This is a genomic window from Curtobacterium sp. ME26, from assembly GCF_903970945.1.
Lineage (GTDB): Bacteria > Actinomycetota > Actinomycetes > Actinomycetales > Microbacteriaceae > Curtobacterium > Curtobacterium citri.
On the sequence record NZ_CAJCKG010000053.1, the window covers coordinates 1 to 17,967 of the forward strand.

Here is a 17,967-nt window from a genome sequence, read left to right on the forward strand (position 1 = left end):
AGAAAAATAGATGCGGGATCCGTATTTCTCCGGTGTGCCTGGTGTTCAGACGTTTGCTCTCCCGCGCAGGCTGCCGGGCCGTGCCCGGTGGGGAGCCTCCCGTCCGTCTCGCGGTCACCTCGGTGACCGCGACCCGCCTGCTAGCGCTGGCGCGCCTTCACGGCGCGGTCGTCCTCGACGACCGTGCCGACCGCGACGAGCGTCGTCGCGATCCACGCGACCCACGTCAGGGCCAGGCGCCAGTCGCGCGGACCCTGCCGCGTCGTCTGCAGCACGCTGTAGCCGCTGATGATCGAACTCCACACCGCACCGCTGAACATGAACTTCCGCACGGGTTCCTCCTCCTGGTCGTCCCCGCCACGCTACCGGCCGCTACATTGGAGCGCCGCCGGTCGCCCTGCCGGGGCGCAGAGCGAGGAGACACCGTGCGTCAGGCCGTCATCGGGGGAGTGCTGCTCGTCGTCGGCGCGGTGTGCGTCGCGCTCGGGTTGCTGCCCCTGTCCGACCTCGCCACCCTCGCCGAGCGCGTCGTCCCGGTGCTCGCCTTCGTCCTCGGGCTGACGATCGTGTCGGAGCTCGCCGCCGACGCCGGGGTCTTCGACCGGCTCGCCGACCTCGCCGCGCGGATCGGCGGCGGCCGGACCATCGGGCTCTGGGTCGCGGTCGTCGTGCTCGCCGTCGTGTGCACCGTGTTCCTCAGCATCGACACGACCGCGGTGCTCCTCACCCCGATCGTCATCACGCTCGCCCGCCGCGTCGGGTTGCCGCCGATGCCCTTCGCGCTCACGACGGTGTGGCTGGCGAACACGGCGTCGCTGCTGCTCCCGGTGTCGAACCTGACGAACCTGCTCGCGGTCGACAAGATCGGACTCGACGGGCCGATCCCGTTCGCCGGGCTCATGGTCTGGGCGGCGCTCGCCGGCGTCGTCGTGCCGTGCGCGGTGCTCCTCGTGGTGTTCCGCGGGAAGCTGTTCGGCCGGTACACGCCCGTGGAGCTCCGTCGTCCGCGCGACCCGGTGTCCTTCTGGGCGGCCTCTGCGGTGCTCGTCGCCCTCGTCGTCGCCCTGACCGCGGGTGTCACGGTGTGGATCGCCGCCCTCGTCGCGGCCGCGCTCCTCGTCGTCGTCGCAGCCGTGCGGTCGCCGGCCGAGCTCCGGCCGTCCCGCGTCCCGTGGTCGACGCTCGTCTTCGCGGCCGGGCTGTTCGTGGTCGTCGAGACCCTGCACACGACCGGCCTCACCGACCCGATCGTGCACGCGCTGTCCGGCGGCACCGACACCGGCTCGCTGCTGCTCCTCGGCGGCGCGGGCGGGGTCGCCGCCAACGCGATCGACAACCTGCCCGCCTACCTGGTCCTCGAGCCGGCGGCCGGGCACGAGGCACTCCGCTACGCGGCGCTCCTCGTCGGCGTCAACGCCGGGTGCCTGATCACCCCGTGGGCCTCGCTCGCGACGCTGCTCTGGCACGCCCGCCTGGCGTCCGAGGGCGTGCACCTGTCGTGGGGGCGCTACATGGCGCTCGGCTGCGTCGTCGCCCCGCTCACGGTCGTCGCCGGCGTGCTGGCGCTGCAGCTCTGAAGCGGGGCGGCTACAGCCAGTCCTTGCTCTTGAACACGCGGTAGAGCACGAGCGACGTCGCGACGATGAGCGACACCGAGGCGAGGAACCCGCTCCAGTGCCCCTCGCCCGGGAACGTCACGTTCTGGCCGAAGAACCCGGTGATCGCCGTGGGGATCGCGATGATCGCCGCCCAGCTCGTCACCTTCTTCATGACCGTGTTCTGCCGGTTCGAGGCCAGGTTCAGGTTCGTGTCGAGGACGCTCGACACGGCGTCGCGGAGCTGCTCGACCGAGTCGGCGATCGACACGAGGTGGTCCTCGACGTCGCGGAAGTACGGACGGATGCCGTCGGCGATCGTCTCGGCGTCGCCGTGCAGCAGCGAGCCGACGCTGTCCCGCGTGGGCACGACCTGTCGGCGGAGCACTCCGAGCGCCTTCCGGAGCCGGAACGACCGGCGCTGGATCTGCTGCTCGCGCGGGTTCCCGTGCTCGAACAGGTCGTCCTCGAGGTCGTCGATCCGCGCGCCGATGTCCTCGACCGCGCTCGTGGCGTGGTCGACCACGGCGTCGAGGAGGCCCCAGACCAGCCACGGCACCCCGCGGTCGGCGAGGTCCGCGTTCGCGTCGAGGCGTCGCTCGACGGCAGCGAGGTCCACCTCGGGTCCGTGGATGGTGACGAGGGCGCGGTGCGTGACGAACGCCTTGACCTCGTGCGTGACGAGCTCGCCGTCGTCGTCGAGGCCCTGCACGTCGTAGACCACCAGGAACAGGCTGTCGCGGTAGCGATCGAGCTTCGGTCGCTGGCCGCGCTCGAGGGCGTCCTCGACGGCGAGCACGTGCACGCCGAGCTCGTCCTCGACCTGGTCGAGGTCGTCGGGGCCCGGGTCGACGTGGTCCACCCACACGAAGGTGCCGTCGTCGTGCTCGAGGAGGTCCGAGACCCGGTCGACCGGGAAGTCCCGCTCCACCGCGGTGCCGTCCCGCCACGCCCGTGTCATGACCATGCGGACGAGACTACTGGCGGCGTCCCGGGAGCCCGGCGCACGCACGCTGGTACCGTCGGCGACGATCCCGGCGCTCGAGCCGGGGGGAACGGAGACCCCACCACCCCATGGCAGCAGACACCGACCCCGACCGGTACGCCTTCGTCGTCGCCTCGAACCGCCTCCCCGTGGACCGCGTCGTCGACGAGGACGGCAACGAGGGGTGGCGGCACTCGCCCGGCGGGCTCGTGACGGCCCTCGAGCCGGTCATGCGCGCCAACGACGGCGCGTGGGTCGGCTGGGTCGGCCAGCCCGACGTCGAGGTCGCCCCGTTCGACAACGAGGGCATCCACATCGTGCCGGTGCCGCTGAGCGCCGACGACGTCGAGGAGTACTACGAGGGCTTCAGCAACGACACGCTCTGGCCGCTGTACCACGACGTCATCGAGCACCCGAGCTACCACCGCGACTGGTGGAACGCCTACAAGCGGGTCAACGAGCGGTTCGCCACGCAGATCGCCGAGATCGTCGAGCAGGACGGCGTCGTCTGGGTGCAGGACTACCAGCTCCAGCTCCTCCCGGCACTGCTCCGCGCGAAGCGGCCGGACCTGACGATCGGCTTCTTCAACCACATCCCGTTCCCGCCCGTCGGCATCTACGCCCAGCTGCCGTGGCGCGCACAGATCCTCGACGGTCTGCTCGGCGCCGACGTCATCGGCTTCCAGCGCCAGGACGACGCGGCCGACTTCCTCCGCGCCGTGCGGCACATCAAGGGCTACACGACCAAGGGCTCGACGATCGACGTGCCCGTCGACGACCCGGCCGCACCGCGCAGCCGCAAGGGCATCACGGTCCGGCACGTCGAGGCGCGCCACTTCCCGATCTCGATCGACGCCGAGAGCTTCGAGGAGATCGCCCACCGTCCCGAGGTGCAGGCCCGGGCGCGCGAGATCCGCGAGAGCCTCGGCAACCCGACGACCGTGCTCCTCGGGGTCGACCGCCTCGACTACACGAAGGGCATCCGCCACCGCATCAAGGCCTTCGGCGAGCTCGTCGAGGACGGCCGCATCGCGGTCGAGGACGCCACGCTCGTGCAGGTCGCGAGCCCGAGCCGCGAGCGCGTCGACACCTACGCGGCGCTCCGCGACGAGATCGAGCTGACGGTCGGCCGGATCAACGGCGACCTCGGCGTCATCGGCCACCAGCCGATCGCGTACCTGCACCACGGGTACCCGCGCGAGGAGATGGTCGCGCTCTACCTGGCCGCCGACATCATGCTCGTCACCGCCCTCCGCGACGGCATGAACCTCGTCGCGAAGGAGTACGTCGCCGCCCGCTTCGACAACGACGGCGTCCTGATCCTGTCCGAGTTCGCCGGCGCCGCCGACGAGCTCAAGCAGGCCGTCATCGTCAACCCGCACGACATCGGTGCGCTGAAGGACTCGATCCAGCGCGCGATCGAGATGCCCCGGCGCGAGCGCTCCACGCGCATGCGGGCGCTCCGGAAGCGCGTCCGCGACAACGACGTGGCCCGCTGGTCCCGCTCGTTCCTCGAGGCGCTCGACCGGCACGCCCCGCGCGGGTCGAGGATCGACCCGTCCGACGACGGCGGCGAGCGGCACCGCGAGGCGGAGGACGACGGCATGTCGATCTTCGACCAGGACGCACAGAAGGCGCGCGCCGCCGAGGACACCCGGGAGGCACGGGGTGCCTGAGGTCTCCACCGACCCGGCCGTCCTGACGGCGGCCCTCGAGACGCTCGCGGCTGCGCCGCGACTGCTCGTCGCCCTCGACTTCGACGGCACGCTCGCCCCCTTCGCCGACGACCCCGCGCAGGTCGGCGCGCTCCCGGGCTCGTGGGCGGCCGTCCTCACGCTGCAGCGCGCCGCCGACACCGAGGTCGTCCTGGTCTCCGGCCGACCGCTCGAGGGCCTCGCACGGGTGTCGTACGCGCCCGACGGGATGGCGCTCGTCGGCTCGCACGGCGTCGAGTGGCGCGTCGACGGCCACGACGAAGCCGCCCTGAGCGAGGAGGAGCTCGCCCGGGTCGCCCGTGTCGGCGCCGCGCTGGACGAGGTCGGCACCCGCTTCCCCGACGTGGTGATCGAGCACAAGCCCGCCGGGCACGGCGTCCACACCCGCCGGGCGAGCCCGGAGGACGCGGCTGCGGCGAACGCGGCCGCACACGCGGCGGCGCGCGAGGCCGACCCCGACGTGCTCGAACGCGGCGGCAAGGACATCCTCGAGTTCGCCGTGCGGCACGTCACGAAGGGCGACGCCGTCGACCGACTCCGCGAGCTCCGCGGTGCGGACGCGGTGTTCTTCGCCGGCGACGACGTGACGGACGAGGACGCCTTCCGCGTGCTCCGCGACGGCGACGTCGGCGTGAAGGTGGGGGAGGGCGACACGCTCGCCGGTCACCGAGTCACGGACCCGGCGGCCCTCACCGACGTCCTGAAGCAGCTCGCGCGTCTGCGCGCCACGCGCTGACGACCCGGCCCCGCGCCTCCCGTCCGAGCGGGAGCGCGCGGAGCGCGGGGGTGCACGGCTGGTATCCCAACTGGTCCTAGACTGCCTCCATGCCTGACATCGACGTGAAGCCGCGCAGCCGGGTCGTCACCGACGGGATCGAAGCGACCACCTCGCGTGGCATGCTCCGGGCCGTCGGCATGGGCGACGCAGACTGGGACAAGCCGCAGATCGGGATCGCGTCCTCCTGGAACGAGATCACCCCCTGCAACCTCTCGCTCGACCGCCTCGCGCAGGGCGCGAAGGAGGGCGTGCACTCCGGCGGCGGGTACCCGCTGCAGTTCGGCACCATCTCCGTCTCCGACGGCATCTCGATGGGCCACGAGGGCATGCACTTCTCGCTGGTCTCGCGCGAGGTCATCGCCGACAGCGTCGAGACCGTCGTGAACGCCGAGCGCCTGGACGGCACCGTCCTGCTCGCCGGCTGCGACAAGTCGCTGCCGGGCATGCTCATGGCCGCGGCGCGCCTCGACCTCGCGAGCGTCTTCCTCTACGCGGGGTCGGTCATGCCGGGCTACGTGAAGCAGGCCGACGGCTCCTTCAAGGAGGTCACGATCATCGACTCCTTCGAGGGCGTCGGGGCGTGCAAGGCCGGCACGATGACCGAGGCCGAGCTCAAGGAGATCGAGTGCGCGATCGTCCCGGGCGAGGGCGCCTGCGGCGGGATGTACACGGCGAACACCATGGCGAGCGTCGCCGAGGCCCTCGGCATGTCGCTGCCGGGCTCCGCCGCCCCGCCGAGCGCCGACCGTCGTCGTGACTACTACGCGCGCCGCTCCGGCGAGGCCGTGGTGAACATGCTGCGTCTCGGCCTCACCGCCCGGCAGATCCTGACGAAGGAGGCGTTCGAGAACGCCATCGCCGTCGCGATGGCGCTCGGAGGCTCGACCAACGTCGTCCTGCACCTCCTCGCGATCGCGCACGAGGCCGAGGTCGAGCTGAGCCTCGACGACTTCAACAGGATCGGCTCGAAGGTGCCGCACCTGGCCGACATGAAGCCGTTCGGCAAGTACGTCATGGTCGACGTCGACCGCAACGGCGGCATCCCGGTGATCATGAAGGCGCTGCTCGAGGCCGGCCTGCTGCACGGCGACGTGATGACCGTCACCGGCAAGACCCTCGCCGAGAACCTGGCCGAGATCGACCCGCCGGAGCTCGACGGCGAGGTCTTCCGGAAGCTCGACAACCCGATCCACGAGACCGGTGGGCTGACGATCCTCAAGGGCTCCTTCGCGCCCGACGGTGCCGTCGTGAAGACCGCCGGCTTCGACGCCGCCGTGTTCGAGGGCCCCGCGCGGGTGTTCGACCGCGAGCGTGCCGCCATGGACGCCCTCACCGAGGGTCAGATCCAGAAGGGCGACGTGGTGGTCATCCGCTACGAGGGTCCGAAGGGCGGCCCCGGCATGCGCGAGATGCTCGCCATCACGGCGGCCATCAAGGGCGCGGGCCTCGGCAAGGATGTACTACTCTTGACGGACGGGCGATTCTCAGGCGGCACAACCGGCCTGTGCATCGGCCACATCGCACCGGAAGCCGTGGACGCAGGTCCAGTGGCATTCGTGCGCGATGGCGACCGCATCCGTGTCGACATCGCGGCTCGCTCGCTCGACCTACTGGTCGACGACGCCGAGCTGGAGGCCCGCCGAGCAGGCTGGGCCCCGCTGCCCCCGCGCTACACCCGCGGAGTCCTCGCGAAGTTCGCGAAGCTCGTCCAGTCCGCCGCCAAGGGCGCGGTCACGGGCTAGCGTCGACACGTTCGAACCGCCATCCCTCCAGGCAAGGAACACCTCATGCCCACGGAAGCCACTCCGCTGTCCGCGGCCGCCGGTGCACGCCGGTCGCCGGAGATCCTGACCGGCTCGGGAGCCGTCCTCCGGACGCTCGAGCACCTCGGGATCACCGACGTCTTCGGCCTGCCCGGCGGCGCCATCATCCCGTTCTACGACGAGCTCATGGCGTCCACGACCATCCGCCACGTCCTCGTGCGCCACGAGCAGGGCGCCGGCCACGCCGCCGAGGGCTACGCCTCGTCGTCCGGCAAGGTCGGCGTCGCCATCGCCACGTCCGGTCCGGGGGCGACGAACCTCGTCACCGCGATCGCCGACGCGTACATGGACTCGGTGCCGTTCATCGCCATCACCGGGCAGGTGTTCTCGACCCTGATGGGGACGGACGCCTTCCAGGAGGCCGACATCGTCGGCATCACGATGCCGATCACGAAGCACTCGTTCCTCGTGACCGACCCGGCCGACATCCCGGCGACCCTCGCGGCCGCCCACCAGATCGCGACGACGGGGCGTCCGGGTCCGGTGCTCGTCGACATCACGAAGGACGCCCAGCAGAAGTCGGCGCCCTACGTCTGGCCGCCGAAGATCGACCTGCCCGGCTACCGGCCGGTCACGAAGGCGCACGGCAAGCAGATCACCGCGGCGGCACAGCTGCTGGCGGACGCCGAGCGTCCGGTGCTGTACGTCGGCGGCGGCGTGGTCCGCTCCGGCGCGTCCGCCGAGCTCCTGCGCTTCGCCGAGGCCACCGGGGCCCCGGTGGTCACGACCCTGATGGCGCGCGGGGCCTTCCCGGACTCGCACCAGCAGCACCTCGGCATGCCGGGCATGCACGGCACGGTGCCCGCGGTCCTCGGGCTGCAGGACAGCGACCTCATCATCGCCCTCGGTGCCCGGTTCGACGACCGCGTGACCGGCAAGGCCGACGAGTTCGCGCCCGGCGCCAAGGTCGTGCACGTGGACATCGACCCAGCGGAGATCTCGAAGATCCGCTACGCCGACGTCCCGATCGTGGGCGACGCCCGCGAGGTCCTCGTCGACCTGCTCGACGCCTGGGACGACGTGCCGGCGGACCAGCGCGCCGACACGAGCGCCTGGTGGGCGAAGCTCGACCAGCTCCGCGAGGACTTCCCGCTCGGGTACGCCGAGCCGACCGACGGGCTGCTCGCGCCGCAGGCGATCATCCGCCGCATCGGCGAGCTGACCGGTCCCGAGGGCGTCTACGCCTCGGGCGTCGGCCAGCACCAGATGTGGTCCGCGCAGTTCATCCGGTACGAGCGGCCGAACGCGTGGCTCAATTCCGGCGGTGCCGGGACCATGGGCTACTCGGTGCCCGCGGCGATGGGCGCGAAGGTCGCCCAGCCGGACCGCGTGGTGTGGGCGATCGACGGCGACGGCTGCTTCCAGATGACGAACCAGGAGCTCGCGACCTGCGTCATCAACGACATCCCGATCAAGGTCGCGATCATCAACAACTCGTCGCTCGGCATGGTGCGGCAGTGGCAGACCCTGTTCTACGACGGCCGCCACTCGTTCACCGACCTCGAGACGGGGCACCAGAGCCGTCGCGTGCCGGACTTCGTGAAGCTCGCCGACGCGTACGGTGCCCTCGGCATCCGCGTCGAGCGCGCCGACCAGGTCGACGACGCGATCAAGCTCGCCCTCGAGACGAACGACCGCCCCGTGGTGATCGACTTCGTCGTGAGCCGCGACTCGATGGTGTGGCCGATGGTCCCGCAGGGGGTCGGCAACTCCTCGATCGAGTACGCCCGCGACCACGCGCCCAGCTGGGACGTCGAGGACGCCGACATGACCGGAGACCCCGCATGAGCCACGTCCTCTCCCTGCTCGTCGAGGACAAGCCGGGTCTGCTGACGCGCGTCGCCGGACTGTTCGCCCGTCGCGGCTTCAACATCGAGTCGCTCGCCGTCGGCGGCACCGAGGTCGAGGGCCTGTCCCGGATCACGGTCGTCGTCGACGTCGAGGACCTGCCGTTGGAGCAGGTGACGAAGCAGCTCAACAAGCTCGTCAACGTGATCAAGATCGTCGAGCTCGACTTCTCGCAGTCCGTGCAGCGCGAGCACATGCTCGTGAAGGTCCGCGTCGACAACCAGACCCGCTCGGCCGTGCTCGAGGCCGTGAACCTCTTCCGTGCGCAGGTCGTCGACGTGGCGACCGACTCGCTCATCGTCGAGGTGACGGGCGACCCGGGCAAGATCCAGGCGATCCTCCGGGTGCTCGAGCCCTACGGCGTCAAGGAGCTCGCCCGTGCGGGCCTGCTCGGCATGGGCCGCGGACCCAAGAGCATCACCGACCGCGTGCGCTGAGCACGCCCCAGACAACCACCGGAACCAAGGAGACACACCCTCGTGACTGACATCGTGTACGACGCCGACGCCGACCTGACGCTCATCCAGGGCAAGAAGGTCGCCGTCATCGGCTACGGCTCGCAGGGCCACGCCCACGCCCTCAACCTCCGCGACTCCGGCGTCGAGGTCAAGATCGGCCTCCAGGAGGGCTCGAAGAGCCGTCAGAAGGCGGAAGAGGCAGGCTTCGAGGTGCACACCCCGGCCGACGCCACCGCGTGGGCCGACGTCGTCGTCATCCTCGCGCCGGACCAGGTGCAGCGGATCGTCTACAAGGACGACATCGAGCCGAACCTCAAGCCGGGCGCGACGCTCGTCTTCGGCCACGGCTTCAACATCCGCTACGGCTACATCCAGGCGCCCGAGGGCGTCGACGTGTCGCTCGTCGCGCCGAAGGGCCCGGGCCACACCGTCCGTCGCGAGTACGAGGCCGGCCGTGGCGTCCCCGTCATCGTCGCGGTCGAGGTCGACGCCTCCGGCAGCGCCTGGGACCTCGCGTGGTCGTACTCGAAGGCCATCGGCGGCCTGCGCTCCGGCGGCATCAAGACGACCTTCACCGAGGAGACCGAGACCGACCTGTTCGGCGAGCAGGCCGTCCTCTGCGGTGGCACCTCGCAGCTGATCCAGTACGGCTTCGAGACCCTCGTCGAGGCGGGCTACCAGCCGCAGATCGCCTACTTCGAGGTCCTGCACGAGCTCAAGCTCATCGTCGACCTCATCTGGGAGGGCGGCCTCACGAAGCAGCGCTGGTCGATCTCCGACACCGCCGAGTTCGGTGACTACGTCTCCGGCCCGCGCGTGATCTCGCCCGAGGTCAAGGAGAACATGAAGGCGGTCCTGTCCGACATCCAGGACGGCACCTTCGCGAAGCGCTTCATCGAGGACCAGGACGCCGGTGCCCCGGAGTTCAAGGAGCTCCGCGCGAAGGGCGAGGGCCACCCGATCGAGGCCACCGGTCGCGAGCTCCGCGCGCTGTTCGCGTGGAAGTCGAACGACGCCGACTACGTGGACGGCTCGGCCGCGCGGTAGTCTGCGCAACGACCACTCGACGACGAGGCGGCGGTGCGGACGCACCGCCGCCTCGCGATGTGACCCGAACGACATGCACCTGTACCCCTCCTGCTCCAGCGCCGGCGCCCGGCCCGACTCCGGCGTCCCCTCCGCACTGATCTCCGCTCGCCCGGCGTCCCGTGCCGTCACCTCGACCGCGGGGATGACGAGCGGTGGTCACGACCGGGTCCTCCGTCGTGGGAGGATCGTCGGATGGCGGTGACGAAGCGAGCGGTCCACATCGGCGCCGGCAAGATCGGGCGCGGGTTCGTGGGTCAGTTCCTGGTCGCGAGCGGCTACGAGCTCACCTTCGTCGACGTCGACGACCGCGTGGTCTCGGCGCTCGAGGAAGCCGGTCGCTTCGTCGTGCACGAGGTCGGCGAGCAGCCCGTCGAGCACCTGGTGCACGGCTTCCACGCGCTGAGCAGCAAGACCGACCGGGAGCGCGTCGTCCAGGCCATCGCCGAGGCGGACGTCGTCACGACGGCGGTCGGTGCCCGGACGCTCCCGCTCGTCGCCCCGGTCATCGCCGAGGGCCTCGCCGCCCGTCCGCTCGACCGCGGCGACGTCACGATCGTCGCCTGCGAGAACGCCTTCAACGCGACCGACTCGCTCCACGCGAGCATCCGTCGCGCACCGATCCTCGAGGACCGCGACGTCGCGGCGGTCTTCGCGAACTGCGCGATCGACCGCATCGTGCCGGACCAGTCCGGGGTGCTCGGCCAGTCCGGCGGGCTCGACGTCGTGCTCGAGCCCTTCTACGAGTGGGTCATCGAGCGCACGCCGTTCGCTGACTCCGACGCCGAGCCGCCGCAGATCGACGGCGTGACCTGGGTCGACGACCTGCAGCCGTTCGTCGAGCGAAAGCTCTACACGGTGAACACCGCGCACGCGACCGCCGCCTACCACGGCACGGTCCGGGGCATCCGGCTCATCCGCGAGGCCCTGGAGGACCGCGAGGTCCGCGCCGAGGTCGACGGCGTCCTGGCCGAGACCACCGCGCTCCTCGTCGCCAAGCACGGCTTCGACCCGGCCGAGCACGCCCGCTACGTCGCGGCGAACCTGACCCGCATCGCGAACCCGCTGCTGCCCGACACGACCGTGCGGGTCGGCCGCAACCCGCTGCGGAAGCTCGGTCGCCGCGAGCGCTTCATCGGTCCGGCGTCACAGCTCGCCGAACGGGGCATGCCGGTCGAGCACCTGCTCGGCGCCGTGCGGGTCGCCCTGGCCTTCGACGACGAGAACGACCCCGAGTCGATCGAGCTGCACGCGCTGCTGCGCTCCGGAGCCACCGCGCACGCGTTGACCGAGATCCTGACCGGCCTCATGGAGAGCCACCCGCTGTTCCCGGCGGTCCGCGACGTGGTCGCCGAGGTGCTCGAGACGCAGGCGGCCGACGTCTGACGGACGCCGACAGTGGTGCCCGCCGTCACGGGTCCCTCGTAGAATCGACGGCATGACCACGGCAGCATCCCCACCGGACGGGTCCGTCGACCACGACGACGAGGAAGCCCTCGCCTGGGGCGACGCCGACGACGCGACCCACGTCGACGCGGCCCACAACCCGGTCGTCGTCCGCGAGCGCGGCGGGCGCGACCCCGAGACGCCGGAGACCTCGGGTGCTCTCGTCGGCTTCGGCGTGTTCGGCGGTCTCTACCTCCTGTACACGGTGGCCTGGCTCCTGACCGCCTCCACCGCGTACGTCGCCGACGTCGACACCGTGCTCACCGTCTTCGTCGAGGTGCTGCGCTTCCTGGCGATCGTCGCGCCCGCGCTCTGGTTCTCGGTCGTGCTCTGGGCCGGCCGCGGCCGCCGGACCCGTACCCGTCTGCTCTGGATGCTGCTCGGCGCCCTCGTGCTCTTCCCCTGGCCGTTCCTCATGACGAGGAGCTTCGGGTGACCGCGGCGACGCCGGCCGCACGCCGGACCCCGTCGCCGCTGGTCGGCCGGGTCGTCGTCTGGATCGTCTTCGGTGCGCTGTTCACCTACATGACGGTGCAGAGCGTCGGCAACCTCGTCACCGTCTCGCAGTCGGTGCGCGCGTTCAACACCTTCCTCGAGACGACCTCCGGCGGCGACTCGCTGCAGCGCAGCACGCCGTGGGTCTGGCTCGTCCTCGACATCGCCATCGCGCCGGTCGCCTTCGCGATCGCCCTCTGGGCGACGCGGCGGTCGCGGCTCGCGGTGACCGTCGGCATCTTCGTGGTCGCGTTCGCGGCGGCGGGCGCGCTGTGGCTGGACCTGCAGCTCTTCGTCCCGCGTCTGCTCGACTTCTGACGCGACCACACCGGACGGGTCGACGGACGGGAGGCGCGTGGCGGGCCCGCCACGCGCCTCCCGTCCGTCGTGTGGTCCCGTGCGGGACCGATGGTCCGGTCGTAACGGTGCCGTCGCGTCGATACGATGGACGGACACCGCCCGTCTCGTGTGAGGAACAGCAGCTGTGCCGAAGCCGGTCGTCCTGATCGCCGAAGAACTCTCGCCCGCCACCGTCGACGCCCTCGGGCCCGACTTCGAGATCCGGAACGTGGACGGCACCGACCGACCCGCCCTCCTGGCCTCCCTCGCCGACGCGCACGCCGTGCTGGTGCGTTCCGCCACCAGGATCGACGCCGAGGCGATCGCCGCCGCGCCGCAGCTCAAGGTCGTCGCCCGTGCGGGTGTCGGTCTCGACAACGTCGACATCAAGGCGGCCACGACCGCCGGTGTCATGGTCGTGAACGCGCCGACGTCGAACATCATCTCCGCCGCCGAGCTCACCGTCGGGCACATCCTCTCGCTCGCACGGCACATCCCGGCCGCGCACGCGTCGCTCGCCGCCGGTGCCTGGAAGCGGTCGTCCTACACGGGCGTCGAGCTGTACGAGAAGACCGTCGGCATCATCGGCCTCGGCCGGATCGGCGCGCTCATCACGCAGCGGCTGCAGGCCTTCGGGGTCTCGGTCATCGCGTACGACCCGTACGTCACCACCGCCCGCGCGCAGCAGCTCGGCGTCGAGCTCGTCTCGCTCGAGGACCTCCTCCGCCGAGCGGACTTCACCACCATCCACATGCCGAAGACGCCGGAGACGGTGGGCATGATCTCCGACGAGCAGTTCGCGCTGATGAAGCCGACCGCGTTCGTCGTGAACGTCGCCCGTGGCGGCCTGATCGACGAGGACGCGCTGCACCGTGCGCTCACCTCGGGTGCGATCGCCGGTGCCGGCCTCGACGTCTTCGTGTCCGAGCCGCCGAAGGACTCGCCCCTGGTGGCGCTGCCGAACGTCGTCGTGACGCCGCACCTCGGCGCCTCGACGGACGAGGCGCAGGAGAAGGCCGGCGTCTCGGTCGCGAAGTCGGTCCGGCTCGCCCTCGGCGGCGAGCTCGTGCCGGACGCCGTCAACGTCGCGGGCGGCGTCATCGACCCGTACGTCCGCCCGGGCATCCCGCTCATGGAGAAGCTCGGCCAGGTCTTCACCGGGCTCGCGACCTCCCCGGTCACGAGCATCGACGTCGAGGTGCACGGCGAGCTCGCGCAGTACGACGTCAGCGTCCTGAAGCTCGCGGCGCTCAAGGGCGTGTTCACCGACGTCGTCAGCGACCAGGTGTCCTACGTCAACGCGCCGCTCATCGCCGAGCAGCGCGGGGTGACCGTCCGGCTCATCACCGACGGGGAGAGCCCCGAGTACCGCAACCTGCTCACCATCCGCGGTGCACAGTCCGACGGTCCGGCGATCAGCGTGTCCGGCACGCTCACCGGCGCGAAGCAGGTCGAGAAGCTCGTCGAGATCAACGGCCACGACGTCGAGGTCGCCCTCGACGCGCACCACGTCGTGATGGTCTACACCGACCGCCCCGGCATCGTGGCGGTCTACGGCAAGGAGTTCGGCGAGGCCGGCATCAACATCGCCGCCATGCAGATCTCGCGGCGTGAGGCCGGCGGCCAGGCGCTCAGCGTCCTGACGGTCGACTCGCCCGTGCCCGCCGAGATCCTCGAGCACGTCCGCTCCACCATCGACGCGACCTCGCTCCGCGAGATCGACATCACGCTGTAGGGGAGTGACGGACGTGGCGCAGACGATCAAGCTCGCGGTGATCCGCGGCGACGGCATCGGCCCGGAGGTCGTGGACGAGGCGCTCAAGGTGCTGCACGCGGTCCTCCCGGCGGACCTCGTCGTCGAGGAGACCGCGTTCTCGCTCGGTGCCGCGCGGTACCTGGAGACCGGGGACATCCTCACCGACGACGACATGGCGGCCGTCGCCGAGCACGACGCCGTCCTGCTCGGCGCCGTCGGCGGTGACCCGCGCGACCCCCGGCTCGCCGGCGGGATCATCGAGCGCGGGCTCCTGCTGAAGCTGCGCTTCGCGTTCGACCACTACGTGAACCTCCGGCCGACGACGGTGTACTCGTCGGTGGCGAGCCCCCTCGCGGACCCGGGCGAGGTCGACTTCGTCGTCGTCCGGGAGGGCACGGAGGGCCCGTACGTCGGCAACGGCGGCGCGATCCGGGTGGGCACCCCGCACGAGATCGCGACCGAGGTGTCGATCAACACGGCGCACGGCGTGGAGCGGGTCGTGCGGTACGCGTTCGACCTCGCGTCGCGTCGTCCCCGGAAGCACCTCACGCTGGTGCACAAGAGCAACGTCCTGGTCAACGCCGGCGCCCTCTGGCAGCGGACCGTCGCGGCGGTCGCCGAGGAGCACCCGGACGTCACCGTCGACTACCAGCACGTCGACGCGGTCACCATCCACATGGTGCGCGAGCCCGGACGGTTCGACGTCATCGTCACCGACAACCTCTTCGGCGACATCATCACCGACCTCGCCGGCGCGATCAGCGGCGGCATCGGTCTGGCGGCGTCAGGGAACATCAACCCCGACGGCACCTTCCCCAGCATGTTCGAGCCGGTGCACGGTTCCGCGCCGGACATCGCGGGCCAGCAGGTCGCCGACCCGACCGCAGCCGTCCTGTCCGTCGCCCTGCTGCTCGACCACCTCGGTCGTGCGGACCTGGCGGCGGCCGTGACGCAGGCGGTCGAGGCGGACCTCGCGAGCCGGGGCACCACGCCGCGCAGCACGGCCGAGGTCGGCGACGCGATCGCCGCCGCGGCCGCAGCACGCACCACCACCGCCTGACAGGAGCCTTCCCCGATGAGCAACGACACTGCGAGCAACGACACCACGAGCCCCGACACCGCCGGCACCGGCGACTTCGCCCTCGAGTTCGCGTCCACCCCGTCGCCCGAGCGCCGTGCGGCCGCCGAGCGCGAGGAGATCCTCGCCGGCCCCGGCTTCGGCAAGCACTTCACCGACCACATGGCCACGGTCGAGTGGACGCTCGACGGGGGCTGGCACGACGCCGCGGTCCACGCCTACGGACCGCTCTCGCTCGACCCGAGCGCGAGCGTGTTCCACTACGCGCAGGAGATCTTCGAGGGACTGAAGGCCTACCGGCACGCCGACGGCTCGGTCTGGTCCTTCCGTCCGGACGCCAACGCCCGTCGCTTCCAGCGCTCGGCGCGCCGGCTCGCGCTGCCCGAGCTCCCGGTCGAGGTCTTCGTCGAGTCGATCCGGCAGCTCGTGCGGACCGACGTCGACTGGGTGCCGTCGGCGCCCGAGACGAGCCTCTACCTCCGCCCGTTCATGATCGCGACCGAGTCCTTCCTCGGCGTGCGCGCGGCGCAGGCGGTCGCGTACCACTGCATCGCGAGCCCGGCGGGCGCGTACTTCACGTCGGGTCCGCAGCCCGTGTCGATCTGGCTGTCGACCCACTACGCCCGTGCCGCCCGTGGTGGGACCGGTGCGGCGAAGACCGGCGGCAACTACGCCGCGTCGCTGCTCCCGCAGCAGGAGGCGTACGAGCACGGCTGCCAGCAGGTCATGTTCCTCGACTCCGAGGAGGGCCGGTACCTCGAGGAGCTCGGCGGCATGAACGTCGTGCTCGTCAAGGCCGACGGCACGCTCGTCACCCCCGACTCCGAGTCGATCCTCGAGGGCATCACCCGCGACTCGATCCTCCAGCTCGCCGAGGACCGCGGGCTCCGGGTCGAGCGCCGCCGCGTCACGCTCGACGAGTGGCGTGACGGCGTGGCCGACGGATCGATCACCGAGGCGTTCGCGTGCGGGACGGCCGCGGTCGTCACGCCGATCGCCGAGCTGCGCGGCGAGGGGTTCGCCATCACCCTGCCGACCGCCGGCGCCGGGGAGCTCACGATGTCCCTCCGCGAGGAACTCACCGACATCCAGTACGGCCGCCGTCCCGACCCGCACGGGTGGATGACGCAGCTGACCGACCCGGCCTGAGCGCGGGATCGGTAGGGTCGAACGGTGAAGATCGCACGGTTCAGCAGCACGGGTGAAGACCCGCGGTACGGCATCCTCGACGAGCGCGACCTGGTCGTGCTCGCGGGGGACCCGATGTACCAGGGGTTCGAGACGACGGGGGAGCGGGTGCCGCTCGCCGACGCCAAGCTCCTCGCGCCGGTGATCCCGCGGTCGAAGGTGATCGGCGTGGGGCTCAACTACGCCGAGCACGCGTCGGAGATGGACGAGCGCTCCGGTGACGACCCGGTCGTGTTCCTCAAGCCGAACACCTCGGTGATCGGCCCGGACGAACCCGTCCGCCTCCCGGCCGACGTCGGCCGCGTCGACCACGAGGGCGAACTCGCCATCGTGATCGGGTCGCTCGCCAAGAACGTGCGCCGGGAGGACTTCGCCAGCGTCGTCCTCGGGTACACGATCGCGAACGACGTGACGGCCCGCGACCTGCAGGCCCGCGACGGGCAGTGGACCCGGGCGAAGGGCTTCGACACGTTCTGCCCGCTCGGCCCGGTCATCGAGACCGAGATCGACCCGTCGGACATACGACTCGAGACCCGCGTCGACGGCGAACTCCGCCAGGCGGCGTCGACGAGCGAGATGGTGCACGACATCCCGACGCTCGTCGAGTTCGTGTCCTCGATCTGGACCCTGCTGCCGGGCGACGTCATCCTGACCGGGACCCCGGCCGGCGTCGGCCAGATCCGTGACGGGGAGGTCGTCGAGGTCCTCATCGAGGGGATCGGCTCGCTCAAGAACCCGGTCATCGCCCGACACTGACCGCGTGCAGTCGTGCCGAACGGCCCGTTCCCCAGCAGGGGAGCGGGCCGTTCGTCGTCGGTCCACTGCCGACCGAACCGTTGCGACACGCCCGGGTGTCGGACCGGTTGGCCGAGTCCCCGGGCCGTGTGTAGAGTAATCACTCGTTGCCGCTGAGGCGGAGAACGGAACGGCCGAGACGGTCACCGGGTCGAAGACCTGGGGATGCAGTCCGGACGGGGTCCCGCTCGGCAACGAATCCCACCACGACAGTGAACCGGATGGTTCGGTCTCGTGGTGTCGAGACACCAAGCCCCTCTGGCGGAGCTCCTGATGGAGTCGAGTGGGGGGTGCGTCTGGTCCTTGAGAACTCAACAGCGTGCACATTGTCAATGCCAATTTATTGACCCCGTTGCCTTCACTTGTGGAGGTACGGAGACAATTCCTTTTGGATTGAAGATTGTCAGTAGACAGTCAACAGTCAGAATCAACTCGCTGACACTTCGGTGTTGGTTGTATTTTTTTACGGAGAGTTTGATCCTGGCTCAGGACGAACGCTGGCGGCGTGCTTAACACATGCAAGTCGAACGATGATCAGGAGCTTGCTCCTGTGATTAGTGGCGAACGGGTGAGTAACACGTG

Annotated in this window: 16 protein-coding genes and 1 rRNA gene; 15 read left to right on the top strand and 2 right to left on the bottom strand. The window is 70.7% G+C overall.

Going from position 1 to position 17,967, the window contains the following annotated elements; all coding sequences use genetic code 11:
• Positions 1–140: 140 nt before the first annotated feature.
• On the bottom strand, positions 141–332 hold the full coding sequence (locus H7A69_RS14895) for a hypothetical protein (protein ID WP_069712291.1): 192 nt from the start codon (positions 330–332) through the stop codon (positions 141–143).
• A gap of 93 nt (positions 333–425) precedes the next feature.
• On the opposite strand from H7A69_RS14895, the gene H7A69_RS14900 reads away from it, so the two are divergent.
• Positions 426–1,577: an SLC13 family permease gene (locus tag H7A69_RS14900; protein ID WP_182047714.1), complete on the top strand. Its 1,152-nt coding sequence runs from the start codon at positions 426–428 to the stop codon at positions 1,575–1,577.
• Between the two features lie 10 nt (positions 1,578–1,587).
• Here H7A69_RS14900 and H7A69_RS14905 read toward each other — a convergent pair whose 3' ends face one another.
• Positions 1,588–2,562: a magnesium transporter CorA family protein gene (locus H7A69_RS14905; protein WP_182047716.1), complete on the bottom strand. Its 975-nt coding sequence runs from the start codon at positions 2,560–2,562 to the stop codon at positions 1,588–1,590.
• Positions 2,563–2,669: 107 nt separating this feature from the next.
• Here H7A69_RS14905 and otsA point away from each other — a divergent pair, with 107 nt between their 5' ends.
• The 14 genes from otsA to H7A69_RS14975 form a co-directional block, all read left to right on the top strand.
• Complete coding sequence (gene otsA / locus H7A69_RS14910) at positions 2,670–4,256, top strand: alpha,alpha-trehalose-phosphate synthase (UDP-forming) (RefSeq protein WP_069712294.1); 1,587 nt, start codon at positions 2,670–2,672, stop codon at positions 4,254–4,256.
• Positions 4,249–5,031, top strand: coding sequence for a trehalose-phosphatase (gene otsB / locus H7A69_RS14915; protein ID WP_182047718.1), 783 nt, complete (start codon positions 4,249–4,251; stop codon positions 5,029–5,031). Before otsA ends, otsB begins: the two co-directional genes overlap by 8 nt.
• Before the next feature lie 89 nt (positions 5,032–5,120).
• Complete coding sequence (gene ilvD / locus H7A69_RS14920) at positions 5,121–6,815, top strand: dihydroxy-acid dehydratase (RefSeq protein ID WP_069712296.1); 1,695 nt, start codon at positions 5,121–5,123, stop codon at positions 6,813–6,815.
• Between the two features lie 45 nt (positions 6,816–6,860).
• On the top strand, positions 6,861–8,684 hold the full coding sequence (locus H7A69_RS14925) for an acetolactate synthase large subunit (protein ID WP_182047720.1): 1,824 nt from the start codon (positions 6,861–6,863) through the stop codon (positions 8,682–8,684).
• Positions 8,681–9,181, top strand: a complete 501-nt coding sequence (gene ilvN / locus H7A69_RS14930; RefSeq protein ID WP_066654921.1) for an acetolactate synthase small subunit — start codon at positions 8,681–8,683, stop codon at positions 9,179–9,181. Before H7A69_RS14925 ends, ilvN begins: the two co-directional genes overlap by 4 nt.
• A 42-nt stretch (positions 9,182–9,223) precedes the next feature.
• The gene (ilvC, locus tag H7A69_RS14935; protein WP_069712298.1) at positions 9,224–10,249 is read left to right on the top strand and encodes a ketol-acid reductoisomerase; all 1,026 of its coding nucleotides are present in this window, start codon (positions 9,224–9,226) and stop codon (positions 10,247–10,249) included.
• A gap of 234 nt (positions 10,250–10,483) precedes the next feature.
• Positions 10,484–11,674 (top strand): mannitol-1-phosphate 5-dehydrogenase, encoded by a 1,191-nt coding sequence (locus tag H7A69_RS14940; protein ID WP_182047722.1) that lies wholly within the window; start codon positions 10,484–10,486, stop codon positions 11,672–11,674.
• A gap of 52 nt (positions 11,675–11,726) precedes the next feature.
• Entirely contained in the window at positions 11,727–12,170 is a 444-nt protein-coding gene (locus tag H7A69_RS14945) for a hypothetical protein (RefSeq protein WP_182047724.1), read from the top strand.
• Positions 12,167–12,547 carry a hypothetical protein gene (locus tag H7A69_RS14950; protein ID WP_182047726.1) on the top strand — a complete coding sequence of 127 codons (381 nt, stop codon included), beginning with the start codon at positions 12,167–12,169 and terminating at the stop codon, positions 12,545–12,547. The genes H7A69_RS14945 and H7A69_RS14950 overlap by 4 nt, the downstream gene beginning before the upstream one ends.
• A gap of 166 nt (positions 12,548–12,713) precedes the next feature.
• On the top strand, positions 12,714–14,303 hold the full coding sequence (serA, locus tag H7A69_RS14955; protein WP_069712303.1) for a phosphoglycerate dehydrogenase: 1,590 nt from the start codon (positions 12,714–12,716) through the stop codon (positions 14,301–14,303).
• Positions 14,304–14,316: 13 nt separating this feature from the next.
• Positions 14,317–15,384, top strand: a complete 1,068-nt coding sequence (locus H7A69_RS14960; RefSeq protein WP_182047728.1) for a 3-isopropylmalate dehydrogenase — start codon at positions 14,317–14,319, stop codon at positions 15,382–15,384.
• 15 nt (positions 15,385–15,399) lie between these two features.
• Complete coding sequence (locus H7A69_RS14965; RefSeq protein ID WP_182047730.1) at positions 15,400–16,551, top strand: branched-chain amino acid aminotransferase; 1,152 nt, start codon at positions 15,400–15,402, stop codon at positions 16,549–16,551.
• A 24-nt stretch (positions 16,552–16,575) separates the two neighbouring features.
• On the top strand, positions 16,576–17,346 hold the full coding sequence (locus H7A69_RS14970; protein WP_182047732.1) for a fumarylacetoacetate hydrolase family protein: 771 nt from the start codon (positions 16,576–16,578) through the stop codon (positions 17,344–17,346).
• A 501-nt stretch (positions 17,347–17,847) separates the two neighbouring features.
• Positions 17,848–17,967: ribosomal RNA gene (locus H7A69_RS14975) — 16S ribosomal RNA — on the top strand; the annotation flags it as partial.